This is a genomic window from Arthrobacter sp. QXT-31 (assembly GCF_001969265.1).
GTDB lineage: Bacteria > Actinomycetota > Actinomycetes > Actinomycetales > Micrococcaceae > Arthrobacter.
The window spans coordinates 3397666-3415281 of the sequence record NZ_CP019304.1 but is presented as its reverse complement, the minus strand read 5'-3'; the positions used below and the strand labels follow the sequence as shown (position 1 = coordinate 3415281).

Genomic DNA, 17616 nt, shown 5'->3' with positions numbered 1-17616 from the left:
TTCCATGGGAGCACGCCGCGCAGGCCGGCGAAACAGATATCGCCGCCTATGTGGATAAGCTCGGAAAATCTTGACCGATCCCGTAGGTGAATTGCGTAAATCATCGCAGGAAGTTGAGCTTCCCGATGTGCCGGTCGCACGTTAGGGCCCCGGCATGAAGTCCCGGCTAGGACCCCGGCCCCGCCCCGAACCCCGCAACCCCGTCCCCAAAGAAATAACCCGTAGTCGCCGGCACCCCCCGGGAGTATCCTGTACTGCGCCCGGCCCGTGACGCCCGGCCAGCCCCGTTCACAGAAGAGCACAACGTGGCGCCCCCTCCCGGCAACGAAAAGCAATAGAGAACCAGCACAGGCAAGTGTCAATGAAGACCGCTTAGGAGGGCACCATGACTTCATCGAACACCGCCCCCATCCCCCAGCCGCCGGCAAAACCGCTGGTCGGCAACCTGCCGGACATCGACTCCAGCAAGGGCATCCTTGGCCTGGTCGAAGTGGCGGAACAGTACGGGCCCATCGTCCGCATCCAGGTTTTCAACCGGAGCATGATCGCAGTCTCGTCCCAGGAGCTCGTCAACGAAATCTGCGACGAAACCCGCTTCGGCAAGGTGCTCGGCATCTCCCTGCGCCAGGTGCGGGATTTCATCGGGGACGGCCTGTTCACCGCCGAGACCGAGGAACCCAACTGGCAAAAGGCGCACCGGATCCTGATGCCCGCCTTCGGCCCGAAGGCGCTGACGCAGATGTTCGCCGGCATGGACGACATCCTCGAGCAGCTGCTGCTCAAGTGGGAGCGGCTGGGCCCGACGGCGAGGATCGACTTCTCGGACAACGCCACCCGGCTGACCCTGGACACCATTGCCCTGTGCTCGTTCAGCTACCGGTTCAACAGCCTCTACCGCGACGAGATGCACCCCTTCATCGGGGCCATGGTTCGTGCCCTGAGTGAGTCCCGGGACAGGTCCACCCGGCTGCCCGTGCAGAACAAGCTCATGATCCGCAAGCGGCACCAGCTGGAGGAGGACAACGCGCTGATGCTCGAGGTGGCCGAGCATCTCATCGGCGATCGGCGCCGCAACCCCAGCCCGGAAGGCAGCGAGGACATCCTGGACACCATGCTCAACGCGGCGGACCCGGTGACCGGCGAGCGCCTGCCGGAGAGCAACGTCCGCAACCAGATGGTCACTTTCCTGGTGGCCGGGCACGAGACCACCAGCGGCCTGCTCAGCTTCACGATGTACGAGCTGCTGCGGCATCCGGAGGTCATGCGGAAGGCCCAGGCCCTCGTTGACGAGGTGCTGGGCACGGAAGCCGCCCGGTTCGAGCACCTGCCCCGGCTGGGGTACCTGGACCAGATCCTCAAGGAGTCGCTCCGGCTGTGGCCCACGGCCCCGGCGTTCAACGTGGCGGCCTACGAGGACACGGTCATCGGCGGCAAGTACGAGGTGGCGAAGGGCCAGCCCCTCATGGTCCTGATCCCGAAGCTGCACCGGGACAAGGCGGCCTGGGGCGAGGACGCCGAACTCTTCAACCCGGACCGCTTCTCCCCCGAGCGCGTCGAGTCCATCCCGCCCAACGCGTGGAAGCCGTTCGGCAACGGGCAGCGCTCGTGCATCGGCCGCGGGTTTGCCCTGCAGGAGGCCATGCTCTTCCTGGCCAAGGCCCTGCAGCGCTTCGACATCACGGCCGCGGACCCGAACTATGAGCTGAACATCAAGCACACCCTGACCATGAAGCCCGAAGGGCTTTACGTACATGTCCGACGGCGGGACGTCCGGATTGACGCAGCGGCAAGTGCCGCCGTCGGGCAGGCAGACAGAGGGCAGGCGGACACAGCGCCGGGAGCAAGGGAACAGGAAGCGCCGAAGGCCGCCGCCAACGGCGTCCCGGTGCGGGTGCTGTACGGGTCGAACGCGGGCACGTCCCGTGACTTTGCGCAGCGGATAGCGAACGACGCCGGGAGGCGGGGCTACAGCCCCACCATCGCACCGCTGGACGAGGCGGCCGGCGGGCTGCCCACGGTGGGGCTGGTCGCCGTCGTCGCTTCCTCCTACGAGGGGATGCCGCCGGACAACGCCAAGCGCTTCATGACCTGGACTGAAAGCCTGCCGCCGGGCAGCCTCGCCGGGGTGCGGTACACGGTGTTCGGCAACGGCAACCGGGACTGGGCGCGGACGTACCAGGAGGTGCCCAAGGCCATCGACGCGCGGCTCGAGGCGGCCGGCGCCGAGCGGGTCTACGAACGCGGCGAGGCCAACGCCCGGGGCGATTTCTTCGGCGACTTCGAGGAGTGGTACGCCGGGTTCTGGCCTGCGGTGGACGGCGCCCTCGGGCAGAAGACCACCGCACCCGCCGGCGAACCGCAGCTGGAGGTTCAGTTCGTGGGCAACGTCCGGGACGCGCTGCTGCGGCAGGGTGATCTGGCGCTGGGCACCGTCGTCGTCAACCGGGAGCTGGTGGACCTGACCAAGCCCGACGCCCGGTCCAAGCGGCACGTGGAGATCGCGCTGCCGGAGGGCATGGGCTACCGGGCAGGCGACTACCTGGCCGTGCTGCCGCTGAACCCTGCGGACCTGGTGCAGCGGGCCCTCACCCGCCTCAACCTGGACTACGACTCCCACGTGGTGCTGTCCATGGAGCACGGGGACACGTTCCTGCCCACCGGCACGCCCGTGGCCGTGGGCGAGCTGCTCAGCAGCTATGTGGAACTCGCGGTGCCGGCCACCCGGCCGCAGCTGGAACAGCTGGCCGAGGTGGCAACGGACATGGAGGAGCGCATGAAGCTCAATGCACTGGCGCAGGACCGGCAGCGGCATGCGGCCGAGATCGTGGACAAGAGGGTTTCGCTGCTGGATTTGCTGGAGATGCACCCGTCGTGCCAGCTGCCGCTCACGACGTTCCTGCAGCTGCTCACGCAGCTGACCCCGCGGCGGTACTCGATCTCGTCGTCCCCGCTCTGGAGCCCTGACCACGCGACCCTGACGTTCGCCGTCGTGCAGGCCCCGGCGTGGTCCGGGCGCGGCACCTTCGAGGGGGCGGCGTCCACGTACCTGGCCCAGGCGCGGCCGGGATCGCGGGTGGCGGTGACGGTGCGGCCGTCGAACGCGGCCTTCCATCCGCCGGAGTCCCTGGCGATGCCGGTCATCATGGTGTGCGCCGGGACCGGGCTGGCGCCGTTCCGCGGGTTCGTGCAGGACCGGGCGCTGCGGGCGCAGGCGGAGGACATCAGGCCGGCGAAGTCCCTGCTGTTCTTCGGGTGCCGGGCGCCGGACACGGATTTCCTCTACCGGGCCGAGCTCGAGTCCTGGGCGGAGCAGGCCAACCTGGACCTGCGGCCGGTGTTCTCCAAGGCGCCGTCCGACGGGCAGAAGTATGTGCAGCACCGGCTCTGGGCGGACCGGGCGGACGTGAAGGAACTGGTGCGGCAGGGTGCCACGGTGTACGTCTGCGGCGACGGGAAGAACATGGCGCCGGAGGTCCGCGACACCTGCGAGCGCATCTACCAGGAGGCCACGGGCGCTTCGGAAGCGGACGCCGATGCCTGGATGGACGAGGTGGAGCGCACGCACGGCAGGTACGTGGCGGACATCTTCACGTAGGTTCCCGGCAGGACACCGGGAGGCGGATGTACAGTTGTGCTGGCAGGCAGATCGCGCACCATCGACCACCAAGAAAATCCGAGGTACGAGTGTGAACGAGTACGAGGCTTCACTGATCATCGCGGCCGGTGCGGAGCTGCTGAAGGTAGCCTCGGCAGATCCCCGCTCGGAGGAAGGCTATGAAGCCGTCAAGGCCAACATCTCGGAGGCCTTGGAGCGCATAGCGGAAGCGCTCACCAACTTTGAGGCCGGTTCGGGAACACGCAACCGTTCCACCGGCTGGGCCCAGGATCTTCACCGGGTCGCGGACGACATAGTTCAAAGGCAGTAGGGTCGCTGCAGCGGATCAGTGGCCGTCGATGCCGGCTGGGTTGAACGCCCATTCCCTCCGGGAGAGCCCTGCCGAGTCACGGGAGGGCTGTTTCTCCGACACGGCCGTGCTGGAGTCCGCTGGGAAATCCGAACGTGGCGGGGACGGGATCCGAGCCTCCGCAGCGCGGGTCCCCGGCGGGTTCTTCCGTGAAGCCTGTGGGATCGGGGATGTTTGTGGAGCAGACGCCGGTTTCGGGGAGTTCGAGTTCGACGGCGTCCGCGGCTGCAGTGTCCCCGGCCAGGGCGGCGGCGATGGAGCGCACCTGTTCATAACCGGTGGCCATGAGGAAGGTGGGCGCCCGGCCATAGGATTTCATGCCGGCAAGGTAGAAGTCTTTCTCCGGCTGGGCCAGGATCCTCGCACCGTGCGCCGGGACGGTGCCGCAGCTGTGGAAGTCCGGGTCGATCAGCGGTCCCAGCTCCTTGGGCGCATCGACGGCGGGGTCCAGGTCCAGCCGCAGCTCGGAGAGGATGGTCAGGTCGGGCCGGAACCCGGTGGCGGCGATGATCCGCTCAGCCTCGACGCTGCGGCCATCGACGGCGTGGACGGTCACCACACCGCTGCTGGCGGATTCGAGGCGGCTGGTCTGGAAGCTGGTCAGGAGCCGTACTGCTCCGGTTTCGACGGCGGTGCGGAGCCGGGCGCCGAGCTGCCCGCGGGCGGGCAGCTGGTCGGCGTCACCGCCGCCGTAGGCACGCGCCGGCGTTACGGCGCGAATGGCCCAAAGAACCTCGGTTCCGGGATGAGTGCGAGCCAGGCGGGCCAGGTCAAGGACCATGTTCGCGGCCGAATGCCCGGATCCGATGACCAGGGTGCGGCGGCCGGCGAAGCCGTCCTTGGTGACGTCGGGCAGGGGTCCGGTGACCAAGCCGGCGGTCCGGGCTTCGGCCTCCCCCGGGGCGGGCAGCCCGGAGGTACCGAGGGGCGCCGGGGTGGCCCAGGTTCCGGAGGCGTCGATGACGGCCTGGGCCAGAACTTCAGTGACGTCGCCGTTGCTGTGCTGTATCCGGAGGAGGAACGGAGTCTCGTCGCGGCCCAGGCTGCGGCCCTTGTCCATGCCATGCCGGGTGACGGCAACAACCCGGACCCCGGTGCGGATCCGGTCTTTGAGTTCGGGTGTGGCGGCCAGGGGTTCGAGGTAGTCCGCGGCGATCTGCGATCCGTAGGGCAGCGCGGTGGGCCGGGGTGCCTGCCAGCCGACGCGTTCCAGGAGACGGACGGCGGCGGCGTCGAGGTTGTACTGCCAAGTGGAGAACAGCCGGACGTGGCCCCATTCGCGCAGGGCGGCACCGACCGCTTGGCCGGCTTCGAGGACCAGCGGTTCCAGCCCGCGCTCGAGCAGGTGCGCGGCCGCTGCCAGGCCAACAGGTCCGGCACCGATCACGGCGACGGGCAGGGAATTCAGTGCAGTCATGCTGTCCACTTTCGTGTAGGAGTGAGTTCGGCGGCTGGGAGCCCAACTAACTCGCAGTTGTAGTCGTTTTGAGGGCCCAAAACGACTACAACTGCGAGTTAGTTGGGCAGGAAAGCGGGAGGGCAGTCAGCAGCAGCCCTGTCCGTCGTCACAGCAGTCGTCGTCGCAGCAGCCGGTGTTCATGTGTGTCACCCCCTCCCCTGGCGGGTTGGTTTATGCGGTGGCCGGGGTCAGGGAGGCGATCAGGGCCTCGACCCGGGTTTTGATCTCGTCGCGGATGGGCCGGACGGACTCGACGCCCTTGCCGGCCGGGTCTTCCAGGACCCAGTCCTCATAGCGCTTGCCCGGGAAATAGGGGCACTCATCGCCGCAGCCCATGGTGATCACGACGTCGGAGTCCTGCACCGCCTCGGTGGTGAGGACCTTGGGGATCTCGGCGGACATGTCGATGCCCACCTCGGCCATGGCCTGCACCGCGGCCGGGTTCACCTTCTCGGCGGGCTGGGACCCGGCGGAGCGGACCTCGATCGCGCCCCGGGACAGCGTGGTGAGGAACGCCGCGGCCATCTGGGAGCGGCCGGCGTTGTGGACGCAGACGAACAGGACGGAGGGCTTCTGGCTCATGAGAGCACCTTTCGGTCGGCCTCGACGGCGGAGGTTGCGAGAGTCGGGTAAAGGAAACGGACCAGGACATAGCCGGCGGCGCCACCGAGCAGTTGGGCCAGGATGAATGCCGGTACCGACGACGGCGCGATGCCGGTAAAGCTGTCAGTGACAGTTCTGGCTAGGGTCACCGCGGGATTGGCGAAGCTGGTGGAGCTGGTGAACCAGTACGCCGCGGCGATGTAGCCGCCGACGGCGAACGCCACCCGGTCCGCCCGGCCGGACCGGACGGCGCCGAAGACGACCAGCAGCAGCCCTACTGTGGCGATGACCTCGCCCAGCCACAGCCCCGCGCCGGTGCGTTCCTGCGTGGAGACGGTGACCGCGTCCAGGCCGAACATCAGGTTCGCGGCGATGGTGCCGGCCAGACCGCCGGCGAACTGGGCGCCGACCAGTCCCGCTGCCGTCCTGGTGTCGAGCATGCCCAGGGCCCGCTCAACCAGCGTCACCACCGGGTTGAAGGAGGCCGAGACCGGCTGCAGGGCGACAATCAGCGCCACCAGGGCGGCGCCCGTGGCGAGGCTATTCTGCAAAAGCTGCAGCCCGACGTCGTCCGGGGACAGCCGCGTGGCCATCACACCGGACCCGACGACGGCCATCACCAGAAAGGCGGTGCCGATGACCTCGGCCGCGGCCCGGCGGGCGAGGATGCTCATTTGGCCTGTCCCCCAATCAGAGCCGCGAGGCTCTGCAGCGCCTCGGTCCGGGCACGGTAGTAGACCCAGACTCCGCGCTTCTCACGGTCCAGCAAACCCACCTCGTGCAGGAGCTTCAGGTGGTGGCTGATGGTCGGCTGCGAGAGCTCGAAGGCGTCGTTCAGGTCGCAGACGCACGCCTCGCCGCCCTCGTGCGAGGCGACCAGGGACATCAGCCGCAGCCGGACCGGATCGGCCAGCGCCTTCAGCAGCGGGGCGATCTGCGCCGCCTCGTTCTCGGACAAAGGCTCCCGCGCCAGGGGCGAGCAGCAGGCGACCGTCTGGACCGGGGTCAGCTCCAAAGACATAGACACATATAAATATTTACACTCGTCTATGTTTGATGCAAGACCGTTACCGTGCCAACCTCTCGCCAGCGCACTGTCCCGCGAGTAGCTTTATGCCATGACTAGGGACTTTGACCTGGAGTCGGAAGAATCGCAGGAGATAGCTGACGATCCACGCCGGATCGGATACTGGTTCTTCAGGGCGCTGCACGACAGGGCAAGGAACCTGGACGACCTGCACCTGATCGTCACCCCGGAGTCGCGGCCCCTGTGGGGATCCTTCGAAATCGCCGCCGCCCTGCTGGACTCCATCGAAGACCCCGGCATGCTGCAGGAAGCTGTCTACGCCCACGGCGACCTGGACGTCTGTTATATGCGCGTCATCCGCGAAGCCCAGGCACATATGGCCCTGACACCTCCCGCAGCACTGGACGACCCGCTGCTGATCACGCTCGTGTGGCGTCCGGACCACGGCCGCTGGATGGTGCACGGATTCGGTGACATGGTGCACCCGGACAGAGTGCCCCGCGGGTCTTAGCCCTCCCCCGGATCGCCGCCCGCCGCCGGATCGCCGCCCGTCCCCGTTCCATCGGCAGCAGCATCGCCGGCAGGGCCGTCGTCGACCCACTCGAGCAGGTCGCCCGCCTGGCAGTTCAGGACCCGGCACATCGCATCCAGCGTGCTGAATCGGACCGCCTTGGCCCGGCCGTTCTTCAGCACCGCCACGTTGGCGGGGGTGATCCCCACCCGCTCGGCAAACTCCCCCACGCTCATCTTGCGTTTGGCGAGTTCGACGTCGATGCGCACCACGATTGCCATCAGATCACCCCTTCCATGTCGGCCTGCAGTGACGTCGCCTGCCGCAGCAGATCGCGCAGCACCACGATCAGCAGAACCAGCACCGCACCAATCAGCGTGATGCCGATCAGCACCGCAGGCAGTCCGGGGTCGCGCAGTTCGGGGGTGAAGTAGATGTACGAGATGAGGGATCCTGCCATGACCGCCAGCAGCAGCCACGCCGAGACGAACGCCCACATGATCACGTCCACCCACCGCAGCGAGGCCGGGGTGAAGATCCGGCCGCGCTGGACCAGGGTCAGCAGCCGCCAGATGCACACGATCACAACCTGCAGGCACACGGCTTCCAGCTCGAAAAACAGGAGCATGGGCCAGCGCCACGGATCCATCCGCGGCCCCTCCTCGCGGGTGAAGAGAAACTCGCCGGGGAACGACATCACCTGGGCCACCAGCAGCCCGAGGAACACCATCACCAGCAGGACCCGAAGCGGGAGGACCAATCGACTTACAATAGACATGGCTCAATAATCTGGAGTTATCTATCGAAAGTCAATACGCTGTTTAAGACGTTCCTGGAATGGGGGTTTCACCGTGTTCGACGTGATCATCAGCGGCGGCGGGCCAACGGGGATGATGCTGGCCAGCGAACTCCGCCTGCATGGCGTGGACGTGCTCGTGCTGGAGAAGGACGCGGAGCCGGGCAGCGCGGTCCGCTCGCTCGGCCTGCACCCGCGCAGCATCGAGATCATGGACCAGCGCGGGCTGCTGGACCGGTTCCTCGCAAACGGGCAGAAATATCCCGGCGTCGGCCGCTTCGCCGGCATCGACAAGCCCCTGCCGGAGAACCTGGACACCGCCCACGCCTACATCCTGGGCATCCCGCAACCCGTCACGGACCGGCTGTTGGCCGAGCGTGCCGCCGAGCTCGGCGCGGAGATCCGCCGCGGCTGCGAGGTCACCGGGCTCGAGCAGGATAACGACGGCGTCAGCATCGTGATCGCCGACGGCACCCGGGTGCGCTCCCGCTGGCTGGTCGGCGCCGACGGCGGGCGGAGCCTCGTGCGCAGGGCGCTCGGCATCGCTTTTCACGGCGACCCCGCCACGACGGAGTGGATCCACAGCGAGCTGGAGGTGACAGCACCGCCCGACGAGCTGGCCGCCGTCGTCGAGGAGGTCCGCAAGACGCACCGCGGGTTCGGCGTCGGCCCGGCCGGGAACGGGCTGTTCCGTGCGGTGGTGCCGGCGGCCACCGTCGCCGAGGACCGCACGGTCCCGCCCACACTGGAGGAGCTCAAGACGCAGCTGCGGGCCTATGCCGGGACCGATTTCGGCATCCATTCGCCGCGCTGGCTGTCCCGCTTCACCGACGCCACCCGGCTGGCCGAGCAGTACCGCGCCGGCAGGGTTTTCCTCGCCGGCGACGCGGCGCACGTCCACCCGCCGCTGGGAGGGCAGGGCCTGAACCTCGGCATCCAGGACTCGTTCAACCTTGGCTGGAAGCTCGCCGCCGAAGTCAACGGCTGGGCGCCGCCGGGGCTCCTGGACACCTACCACGCCGAACGCCACCCCGTCGCCCAAGACGTCCTGACCATCACCCGCGCCCAGAGTGAACTCATCTCCCCCGAACCCGGCCCGCAGGCCGTGCGCCGCCTGCTGGCCGAGCTGATGGACTTCGAGCCCGTCAGCCGGTTCCTGGCGGAGAGGATCAGCTCCACCGGGATCCGCTACAACTTCGGCGAAGGCCCCGGGCTGCTCGGCCGGCGGCTGCGCGACATTCCGCTGTCAGATGGCCGCCTCTACGAGTTCATGCGCGACGGCCGCGGGCTCCTGCTGGACCGGACCGGCAGACTCTCCGTTGCGGGGTGGGCGGACCGGGTCGACCACGTTGCGGACGCCGGCGCGGACCTGGAGGCGCCCGCCGTCCTGCTCCGGCCGGACGGGCACGTCGCCTGGATCGGTAAGGACCAGGATGACCTGCTCCGCCACCTGCCGGCCTGGTTCGGGGCAGCCTCCCACAGCGGATGACAGGCCTCTTGACGGCCGCCGCGTAGCTCAACGGATCGCTCGACGTCCGCGTCGCCGGCACATTCCCCCTGGCGGAGGTCCGGCGCGCCCACGAGCTGCTGCAGTCGCGGGCGGCCAACGGCAAGCTCCTGCTCACCCCGTAAGGAGTACCGGGGTCAGTCGTCTTTAAACTGGGACGCTCCTGACGGGACACTCTCCCACAGATCAGGATCGTCCAGGTTCTGCGGTGTTGCAGCCGGGCGTGTGTGAGTTGGAGGAGGCAGGGCAACATTGGAGCCGCCCCGCCTCCCACGCGTTGGCCTTGTCCTGCGCCCGACTTTCGGGCTGCTGTTGCGAAGGCATGCAGGATCAGGGCTCACGCATGCCGGAACGGGTTCCGGCAGTCAATAAAACGGTTCCCCCGGATTATGGCCGTTTCTGCCGCCCGGAGGGGTCAGCGCTACCGCTGGGACCGGTGGTCTGCCAGCGGATGTTGCAGGGCCGTCTCTCGGAGCAGTTGCAAGCGCAGGGTACGCGCCGTTTCCATGTGCTGGCGGGCAATTTTTCCGGCCGCATCGCTGTCTTGCTGTTCGATGGCATGAATTAGTGCCTCGTGCTCATCCAAAGATTCGGCCCAGCGGTTTCCTGTGGAGAGCGTGGACCGGGGCGCGTGGATCAGGTGCGTTGACAGCCGGTCCAGAAGGTCCCTGAGGACCGCGTTGTGAGCGCAGTTCCACATGGCCGCATGGAACTCGAGGTTTGTTGTGATTCTGGTGTGGTCGTCCGGGTCCTGAAGTTGCCTATCGCGCTGCAGCAGGGCCTCGAGCCGCATGAGGTCCGGGAACTGACGGGCTTTGGCTGCTTGCCGCGCGGCTTCTTCCTCGAGGAGGATGCGCATGTCATAGATCTGAATGACCTGCTGCGGGTCTACCTGTGGAACCTGCAGACCCCTAGCTACCCGCTCAAGGAGACGCTCGTGCTGGAGTCGCGACAGCGCCTCCCGTACGGGTGTACGGGAGACGCCGAAGCGTTCAGCTAGTGACGTTTCCCGGATGGCGGTTCCGGGTTGATGGACTCCGGCCAGGATTTCGCCGCGCAGTGTCAGGAAGATGGTTTCGCCATCCACGCGTGGGGCTGATGCTGTATCCGTCACTTGACTGGTCCTTGGAAAATGGGGCTGAACAGTGCTCACGTGCCGCTGCGGCGGCGTGTTCGAAGCAACTTTACGCCAGAGTTCCCGCCCGTCGCCCGAAGACGCATCCGGCAGCAAGCCCGCTACCACCTGGGTAGTTGGTGCTGAACAGGCCGCCCAGCATTTCGCCGGCTACGAAAAGGCCCTCGATGTGTTTGCCGTCAGCGCCGAGGACTCGTCCGTGGGTGTCGGCCTTGATGCCGCCGAACGTAAAGGTGATGCCACAGGTGACGCCGTAGGCGTAGAAGGGCCCGGTTTCGATGGGGGCGGCCCAGTTACTCTTGACCGGCTCCGTTGCCGCGGCGCGCCCGTCTTTGACATTGGGGTCAAAGGTGACGTTGCGGTCGATGGAGTTGTTGAAGTCACTCACGGTCTTTGACAGTTTCTCAGGGTCGATGCCGATCTTGGTTGCCAGTTCTTCGAGAGTGTCGGCAACTTCCACGGATATGCCTGGCATGTCGTATTCTTCGGTGCGGAGCATCGGCCGGAGGGTTGCGTCAAAAATCTGGTACGCCACTGACCCGGGCTGCTTCAGAATTTCCTTGCCGTACTTGGCGTAGGTGTAGTTCCGGAAGTCTGCTCCCTCGTCCAGGAAACGCCTGCCCTCGGCGTTCACGATGATGCCCAGGGGGTAGCTCTGACGGGTCAGCCTGTTGGTAAGCTCCCGGTTGCTCTCGTTCGTGGGGGTGAAGGCGTCCCACTGCACGCTGTGACACGTTCTCCAGTCGCCGCCCTTGGTGGCGCCGACTTCCAGCGCCGCAGCGATCATGTCGCCGGTGTTGTACGGAGTGCCCCTGACCTTGGCGTTTTCCCACCCTTCCCCCAAGTGCTCCCGTCGCCACTCGGGGTCTGACTCGAAGCCGCCGGCCGTGAGAATAACCGACTCTGCGCTCAGGCGCACCTCCCCGTCAGCTGTTTCGACCGCGACGCCGGTGACGCGGCCGTTCTCCAGCACGAGGCTTTTCGCGGCATGGCCGTAGCGCACCTCGATGCCCAGCTCGGCCGCCACCCGGGTGTGGTCAGCGATTAGTCCTTCGCCTCCGCCGACGTTGCCCACGTGAAGGCCGCCCCAGAACAGGAAGGAGCCGTCCGTGCGTTCATAGGCCTGGCGTTCATACATCAGGCGGTACTTCAGGCCCAGACTGTTGAGCCAGCGCAGCGTCGGCTGGGATTCCTCAACCAGCACCTTCGTCAGGTCCGGGTCATTGCGGCCTTCCGTGACCTTCGCAAGGTCAGCGGCGTATTCATCGGCCGAGTACGGCGGTACTTCCGTGCGGTCATGCCGCTCGTCCGGTTCCACCCAGTCCAGCAGATCAGCGAGGCCGCTGTGGGCGATGCGTGTGGCGCCGGCGGTGTAAAAGCTGTTCCCGCCCCCCATGTCCTCGCTGCCCTTTTCGAGCAGAATGACCTTCCGCCCCCGCACTGCCGCCGCGTGCGCTGCGGTGAATCCGGCGTTTCCGCCGCCCACCACAATCACGTCAGCGCTGGCTAAGCTCTCGGTCCTGGCTTCGTTACCAATAGACATCCATAGGTCCTTTCAGTGGGTCGGTGAATCCAACTGTATACAACGGTATGCAAAGGTGCAATAGAGGTTTCTACTAGGGAGAAGTTGCCAGTGATAGCCATCACAGGTATAACTGTACTTCATTGTGTACAAAGGTATGCTGATGAATACTTGCGATCCCTGCACGGCTTTGCCCGGGGACGAGTCTTCGGCACAGTACTTTTCGCACCGCCCAACAACGTCGTTACGGAACGAGAACTATGAAAATCCCCCTACGCAGTGCAATGTTCGGCCTGGTCGTTGCTGTCGTGGCCGTGCTCGCGTTCATCAATGCCGGCACGGCCGGCGGAACGAGCACGGCGCGGAATAAACTCACCCTGATCGCACCCGCAGCACCCGGTGGCGGCTGGGACGGGTTTGCCCGTGAAGGACAGCAGGCGCTCAAGAGCGGCGGCGTTGTCAATAACCCACAGGTGGTCAACGTTCCCGGGGCAGGTGGAACGATCGGCTTGAGCCAGTTCGTGCAGACTCCAGGGCGTGAAGACGCCCTCCTGGTCACCGGGGGCGTGATGGTGGGGGCCATCGAACTCGGCGACAATCCCGAATCAATGGCCGACGCTGTCCCCATTGCCCGGATGGCCGATGACTACGCGGCTCTGGTGGTTCCCGCCGACTCCAAGTTCCAGACACTTGATGACTTCCTTGAGGCGTGGAAAAAAGACCCGGGAGGAACCTCAATTGGCGGCGGCTCCCTGGGCTCGATCGACCATCTGCTCAGCGCCATGGTCGCCAAAACCGTCGGCATCGACCCCAAGGACGTGAACTACATCGCCTACTCCGGAGGCGGCGAAGCACTCACTTCCCTGCTGTCCCACACCACCGCCGCCGGCATGTCCGGCTACAACGAGGTCCGGGACCAGATCGAGGCCGGCACCCTGCGTGCCCTGGCCATCTCCTCAGAGGAGCGACTGGAAGGCGTGGACGTTCCCACCTTCAAGGAACAGGGTGTCGACGCTGCCATGTCCAACTGGCGGGGATTCGTCGCCGCACCCGGAACCACGGACGAAGCGAAGGCGGAATTCATCAGGATCGTCACCGAGATGCGCAGCACCGGGCACTGGCAGGAAGCCCTGAAGCGCAACAGCTGGACCGACACATTCTCAACCGGTGACGAATTCCAGCAGTTCATCAGCAACGAAGTTGCAACGGCCCAAGAAATCGTAAAGGACCTCGGCCTATGAGCATCACCCAGCACCAAACCGAAGCAGGATCCGGCATGAAGCCAGTGGGCAAAGCAAAGGCCCGCTTCGGGACAGGCCGCAGCGAGTTCGTCGTTGTAGCCGTCCTCTACGCAGTGGCCATCTTCCTCACCGTCGGCACCGCGACAATGAACGTGCAGGGCAAATCCGCCCCGGGGCCACAGTTCTTCCCCATCCTGGTTTGCATCGTGCTGTACCTGGCGGCCACGCTGCTGGCCATCCAAATCCTCCGCAAGCCGAACGTCCCGGACAACACCGTCCACCCCGGGCACGGCCAGTTCTCGGCCGACATGCTGCACGATCTCGGCCACCTGGGGAAGGAAGAGGACGCGGCCTACGACGCCGCACCATCCCAGACTCCCGGCAAGACCTGGAAGACCTATTCCGATTGGCGCACCATCGGGCTGCTGGTTGGCGGCGTCATGGCCTTTGTCCTGCTGCTGGAAGCACTCGGCTGGATCCTCAGCGCGGCAGCGCTGTTCTGGCTTGTCGCCTACGCCCTCGGCAGCCGCCGCCCGATCTTCGACATCGGGGTGGGCCTGCTCTTCTCCTCAATCATTCAACTGGCCTTCGGGGCTGCTCTGGGCCTCAGTCTGCCCCCTGGCTTCGTAGGAGGAATTTTCTAATGGAACAACTTGAACTCCTCATGGGCGGCTTCGCCAACGCCCTGACTCCCCTCAACCTTCTCTGGGTGCTGATCGGCGCGCTCCTGGGTACAGCAGTGGGCGTCGTCCCCGGACTGGGCTCGGCAATGGCAGTGGCGCTGCTCCTGCCCGTGACGTTTTCACTCGAGCCCACAGCGGCCTTCATCATGTTCGCCGGCATCTACTTCGGCGGACTCTTCGGGGACTCCACCTCCGGGATCCTGCTCAATACCCCCGGCCACTCCTCCGCCATTGCCTCCACGTTTGAGGGACACCGTATGGCTAAAAGCGGCCAGGCCGCCAAAGCCCTGGCTACCTGCGCGATCGGCGCGTTCATCGGCGGGCTGATCGCCACCACCCTCGTAGTCTTCTTCGCGCCAACCCTGGTCAAGATGGCCACCGTCTTCGGCCCGGCCGAGTACTTCGCCCTGGCAGTATTCGCCTTCCTGGCCATCTCGGCCGTCGTTTCAGAATCCGTGATCCGCGGCATCGCAGCCCTCGGCATCGGACTCGCCCTTGCCCTTGTCGGTATCGACGGCCCCAGCGGAACCGCCCGGTTCACCCTCGGCATGCCCCAACTCTTCGACGGAATCTCCGTCATCGTCATCACCGTAGGGCTGCTGGCCCTCGGGGAGGTCTTCCACATCGCTTCCCGCATCCACCGCGACCCCGCAGCCACCCGCATCCACACCAAAGGCCGCGCCCGATTGGGCCTGGCCGACTTCAGGACGGCCCTGCCCGCATGGCTGCGCGGCACCGCCTTCGGTGTTCCGTTTGGGCTGATCCCCGCCGGTGGCGCGGAAGTCCCCACCTTCCTCGCCTACGGCACCGAAAAACAGCTCGCCAAACGCAGGAACGATCCGGAGTTCGGAACCAGCGGCTCCATCCGCGGCCTCGCCGCACCCGAAGCAGCCGCCAACGCCACCGCCGGCACCGCGATGGGGGCACTGCTAGCACTGGGACTGCCGGTATCGGCCACGGCCGCCATCATGCTTGCGGCGTTCCAGCAATACGGAATGCAGCCAGGGCCGCTGCTCTTCGAACGAAGCGGTGACCTGGTCTGGGCCCTGCTGGCCTCGCTGTTCGTCGGCCTTGTAATCCTCGTGATGATCAACATCCCGTTCGCCTCCGTCTGGGCGAAGCTGTTGAGCATCCCCAAGCACTACCTGTACGCCGGCATCACCGTCTTCTCCATGCTCGGCGTCTACGCAGTAAGCTCGGCAATCCTAGACCTGTGGCTGCTCATCGCCATCGGCCTCATTGGATTCCTCATGCGCCGTTACAACATCCCGCTCGCACCGGTGCTGATTGCAGTGATCCTCGGTCCCATGGCTGAAACCGAACTCCGCCGCGCTCTGGCAGTTTCGGAAGGAGATCTTGGCATTCTGGTAAACAGCCCCATCACCGTGACCCTCTACCTGGTCCTGGCCGCCGCTCTCGCCCTCAGCGCCGTCCAGCACCTCCGCCACCGGGCCAGCAGCAAGGCCTGATAACCCAGCAACCGAACCGGGGCCCCTGCGCTTCCATAGCCTTTCACAGGAATGGAAGCACAGGGGCCCCATCTGTGCCGGAAATACCCCACGCGGAGCTAGGCAGTCAGCAACACTTACTTCTCGATCTGCTGCTGCACGCCCTTGCTCTCGATTTCGATCTTGCGTGGCTTGGCCTTCTCCGTGACCGGGATCCGCAGCGTCAGCACGCCCATGTCGTAGTTTGCCTTGATGTTGTCCGTATCGAGGGTTTCACCAAGGATCACCTGGCGGCTGAAGACGCCCCGCGGACGCTCGCCCACCACCAGCTCAACGTTCGGCTGGGTCGGGTCGCGGCGCTCGGCGTGGACGGTCAGGACATTCTTCTCCACGTTCAGATCCACCGTGTCCGGCGAGACGCCGGGCAGGTCAAAGGCGACCACAAACTCCCCGTCCTCCTGCCATGCATCCATCGGCATGGCGGCCGGACGCGCCGCTGTTCCAAAGACCTGCTGCGTCAGGCGGTCCAGTTCACGGAACGGGTCCGTGCGCATCAACATCATTCCCACTCCTTCAGCTTGTAGTTTTTACCGGTGATCCGCCTCCCGAATATCTATAGTGGCGGATACAGATTTTTTATAACACGGTCCACAAGCAGGCGCAAGGGGTTAAAGGGAGGGCTTGATGAGCACCTTAAGGCTGCGGCGCTCGTCCATGTCCCTGTATCCCTGGGCGACGCCGTCCATGCCGGTGCTGGCATCAAAGACCTTGCCCGGTTCGATGGCGCCGCTGAGGATGTCCGGCATGAGCTCGTCGATGTAGGCCCGGACCGGGGCGGGACCGCCGGTGAGGGTGATGTTGCCGCCGAACAGGCTGTCGAAGCCGACCGGCGCCTCGTTGTACTGCGGCACTCCCACCCGGCTGATGACGCCGCCGGGACGGATGATGCCCACGGCCTGGTCGTAGGCCGGTGTGTGGCCCACGGCTTCGAGGACCACGTGGGAGCCGTGGCCGCCGGTGAGCTCGCGGACCTGGGCGATGCCTTCCTCGCCGCGGGCGGACACGACGTCCGTGGCGCCGAACTCGAGGCCAAGGTCGGTCCGGGACTTGTGCCTGCCCATGAGGATGATCTGTTCGGCGCCGAGCCGCTTTGCTGACATGACGGCCAGCAGGCCCACGGCTCCGTCGCCGATCACGGTGACGGAGGTGCGTTCGTTGACGCCGCCCTTGAGCGCGGCGTGGTAGCCGGTGCCGAATACGTCGGCGAGGGTCAGCAGCGACGGGATCAGCGCCGAGTCGGCGGCAACGGGCAGTTTCACCAGGGTGCCGTCGGCCAGCGGGACGCGGACGGCCTCGGCCTGGCCGCCTTCGTCGGGGATGCCGTCCCAGAAGTTCGCCTCGTGGTGGGAGCAGGACGTCTGCAGGTTTTCGCGGCAGAACTCACAGGTGTTGTCGGAAATCGCGAACGGGGAAACCACCAGGTCGCCCTTCTTCAGGGTGGTCACCGCCGAGCCGATGTCCTCGACGACGCCGATGAACTCGTGCCCCATCCGGGCCGGACCGTTCCCGGCGGACATGGAGTGGTACGGGTGCAGGTCGCTGCCGCAGATGCAGGACGCCGTGACGCGCACCAGCGCGTCTGTGGGGTGCTTGATGACTGAGTCCGGGACGTTCTCAACGCGGACGTCGCCGGGGCCGTACATGAGGGTTGCGCGCATC

17 protein-coding genes and 1 pseudogene are annotated in these 17616 nt (G+C 66.1%); 8 read left to right on the top strand and 10 right to left on the bottom strand.

Annotated features, from left to right (window positions below; all coding sequences use genetic code 11):
• The first annotated feature begins 385 nt into the window (after positions 1–385).
• Together BWQ92_RS15495 and BWQ92_RS15490 are read left to right on the top strand one after the other, a co-directional pair.
• Positions 386–3595 carry a bifunctional cytochrome P450/NADPH--P450 reductase gene (locus BWQ92_RS15495; RefSeq protein WP_076800894.1) on the top strand — a complete coding sequence of 1070 codons (3210 nt, stop codon included), beginning with the start codon at positions 386–388 and terminating at the stop codon, positions 3593–3595.
• Between the two features lie 91 nt (positions 3596–3686).
• The gene (locus BWQ92_RS15490) at positions 3687–3926 is read left to right on the top strand and encodes a hypothetical protein (protein WP_236782973.1); all 240 of its coding nucleotides are present in this window, start codon (positions 3687–3689) and stop codon (positions 3924–3926) included.
• 76 nt (positions 3927–4002) lie between these two features.
• On the opposite strand, the gene BWQ92_RS15485 is transcribed toward BWQ92_RS15490, so the two are convergent.
• From BWQ92_RS15485 to BWQ92_RS15470, 4 genes are all read right to left on the bottom strand, one after another.
• Positions 4003–5382, bottom strand: a complete 1380-nt coding sequence (locus BWQ92_RS15485; RefSeq protein WP_076800890.1) for an FAD-dependent oxidoreductase — start codon at positions 5380–5382, stop codon at positions 4003–4005.
• 213 nt (positions 5383–5595) lie between these two features.
• Positions 5596–6006, bottom strand: coding sequence for an arsenate reductase ArsC (locus BWQ92_RS15480; protein ID WP_076800889.1), 411 nt, complete (start codon positions 6004–6006; stop codon positions 5596–5598).
• On the bottom strand, positions 6003–6701 hold the full coding sequence (locus BWQ92_RS15475) for an aquaporin (protein ID WP_076800887.1): 699 nt from the start codon (positions 6699–6701) through the stop codon (positions 6003–6005). Before BWQ92_RS15475 ends, BWQ92_RS15480 begins: the two co-directional genes overlap by 4 nt.
• The gene (locus BWQ92_RS15470) at positions 6698–7048 is read right to left on the bottom strand and encodes an ArsR/SmtB family transcription factor (protein ID WP_076800885.1); all 351 of its coding nucleotides are present in this window, start codon (positions 7046–7048) and stop codon (positions 6698–6700) included. The genes BWQ92_RS15475 and BWQ92_RS15470 overlap by 4 nt, the downstream gene beginning before the upstream one ends.
• Before the next feature lie 97 nt (positions 7049–7145).
• On the opposite strand from BWQ92_RS15470, the gene BWQ92_RS15465 reads away from it, so the two are divergent.
• Positions 7146–7565: a hypothetical protein gene (locus BWQ92_RS15465; RefSeq protein ID WP_076800883.1), complete on the top strand. Its 420-nt coding sequence runs from the start codon at positions 7146–7148 to the stop codon at positions 7563–7565.
• On the opposite strand, the gene BWQ92_RS15460 is transcribed toward BWQ92_RS15465, so the two are convergent.
• Together BWQ92_RS15460 and BWQ92_RS15455 are read right to left on the bottom strand one after the other, a co-directional pair.
• On the bottom strand, positions 7562–7846 hold the full coding sequence (locus BWQ92_RS15460; RefSeq protein WP_076800881.1) for a helix-turn-helix domain-containing protein: 285 nt from the start codon (positions 7844–7846) through the stop codon (positions 7562–7564). The genes BWQ92_RS15465 and BWQ92_RS15460 overlap by 4 nt on opposite strands.
• A complete protein-coding gene (locus BWQ92_RS15455) occupies positions 7846–8343 on the bottom strand; it encodes a DUF2975 domain-containing protein (protein WP_076800879.1) in 498 nt (165 codons plus the stop codon). Before BWQ92_RS15455 ends, BWQ92_RS15460 begins: the two co-directional genes overlap by 1 nt.
• A gap of 73 nt (positions 8344–8416) precedes the next feature.
• Between BWQ92_RS15455 and rox the strand changes: the two genes are divergently transcribed.
• Both rox and BWQ92_RS24730 read left to right on the top strand, forming a co-directional pair.
• Complete coding sequence (gene rox, locus BWQ92_RS15450; RefSeq protein WP_076800877.1) at positions 8417–9850, top strand: rifampin monooxygenase; 1434 nt, start codon at positions 8417–8419, stop codon at positions 9848–9850.
• 44 nt (positions 9851–9894) lie between these two features.
• A pseudogene (locus BWQ92_RS24730) lies at positions 9895–9993 on the top strand (quinone oxidoreductase); the annotation flags it as partial.
• Between the two features lie 296 nt (positions 9994–10289).
• Here the strand turns inward: BWQ92_RS24730 and BWQ92_RS15440 are convergent.
• Positions 10290–10955 (bottom strand): GntR family transcriptional regulator, encoded by a 666-nt coding sequence (locus tag BWQ92_RS15440; RefSeq protein WP_236782972.1) that lies wholly within the window; start codon positions 10953–10955, stop codon positions 10290–10292.
• 97 nt (positions 10956–11052) lie between these two features.
• On the bottom strand, positions 11053–12546 hold the full coding sequence (gene tcuA / locus BWQ92_RS15435; RefSeq protein ID WP_076800873.1) for an FAD-dependent tricarballylate dehydrogenase TcuA: 1494 nt from the start codon (positions 12544–12546) through the stop codon (positions 11053–11055).
• Between the two features lie 239 nt (positions 12547–12785).
• Here tcuA and BWQ92_RS15430 point away from each other — a divergent pair, with 239 nt between their 5' ends.
• Genes BWQ92_RS15430 through BWQ92_RS15420 form a run of 3 tightly spaced genes read left to right on the top strand, consistent with a single transcriptional unit; the run spans position 12786 to position 15918 of the window.
• Positions 12786–13766, top strand: a complete 981-nt coding sequence (locus BWQ92_RS15430) for a Bug family tripartite tricarboxylate transporter substrate binding protein (RefSeq protein WP_076800871.1) — start codon at positions 12786–12788, stop codon at positions 13764–13766.
• A complete protein-coding gene (locus BWQ92_RS15425) occupies positions 13763–14410 on the top strand; it encodes a tripartite tricarboxylate transporter TctB family protein (RefSeq protein ID WP_076800869.1) in 648 nt (215 codons plus the stop codon). Before BWQ92_RS15430 ends, BWQ92_RS15425 begins: the two co-directional genes overlap by 4 nt.
• Positions 14410–15918 carry a tripartite tricarboxylate transporter permease gene (locus BWQ92_RS15420; protein ID WP_076800867.1) on the top strand — a complete coding sequence of 503 codons (1509 nt, stop codon included), beginning with the start codon at positions 14410–14412 and terminating at the stop codon, positions 15916–15918. The genes BWQ92_RS15425 and BWQ92_RS15420 overlap by 1 nt, the downstream gene beginning before the upstream one ends.
• A 116-nt stretch (positions 15919–16034) precedes the next feature.
• Here BWQ92_RS15420 and BWQ92_RS15415 read toward each other — a convergent pair whose 3' ends face one another.
• On the bottom strand, positions 16035–16457 hold the full coding sequence (locus BWQ92_RS15415) for an Hsp20/alpha crystallin family protein (protein WP_076803757.1): 423 nt from the start codon (positions 16455–16457) through the stop codon (positions 16035–16037).
• A gap of 108 nt (positions 16458–16565) precedes the next feature.
• On the bottom strand, positions 16566–17615 hold the full coding sequence (locus BWQ92_RS15410) for a zinc-dependent alcohol dehydrogenase family protein (RefSeq protein WP_076800865.1): 1050 nt from the start codon (positions 17613–17615) through the stop codon (positions 16566–16568).
• Position 17616 lies beyond the last annotated feature (1 nt).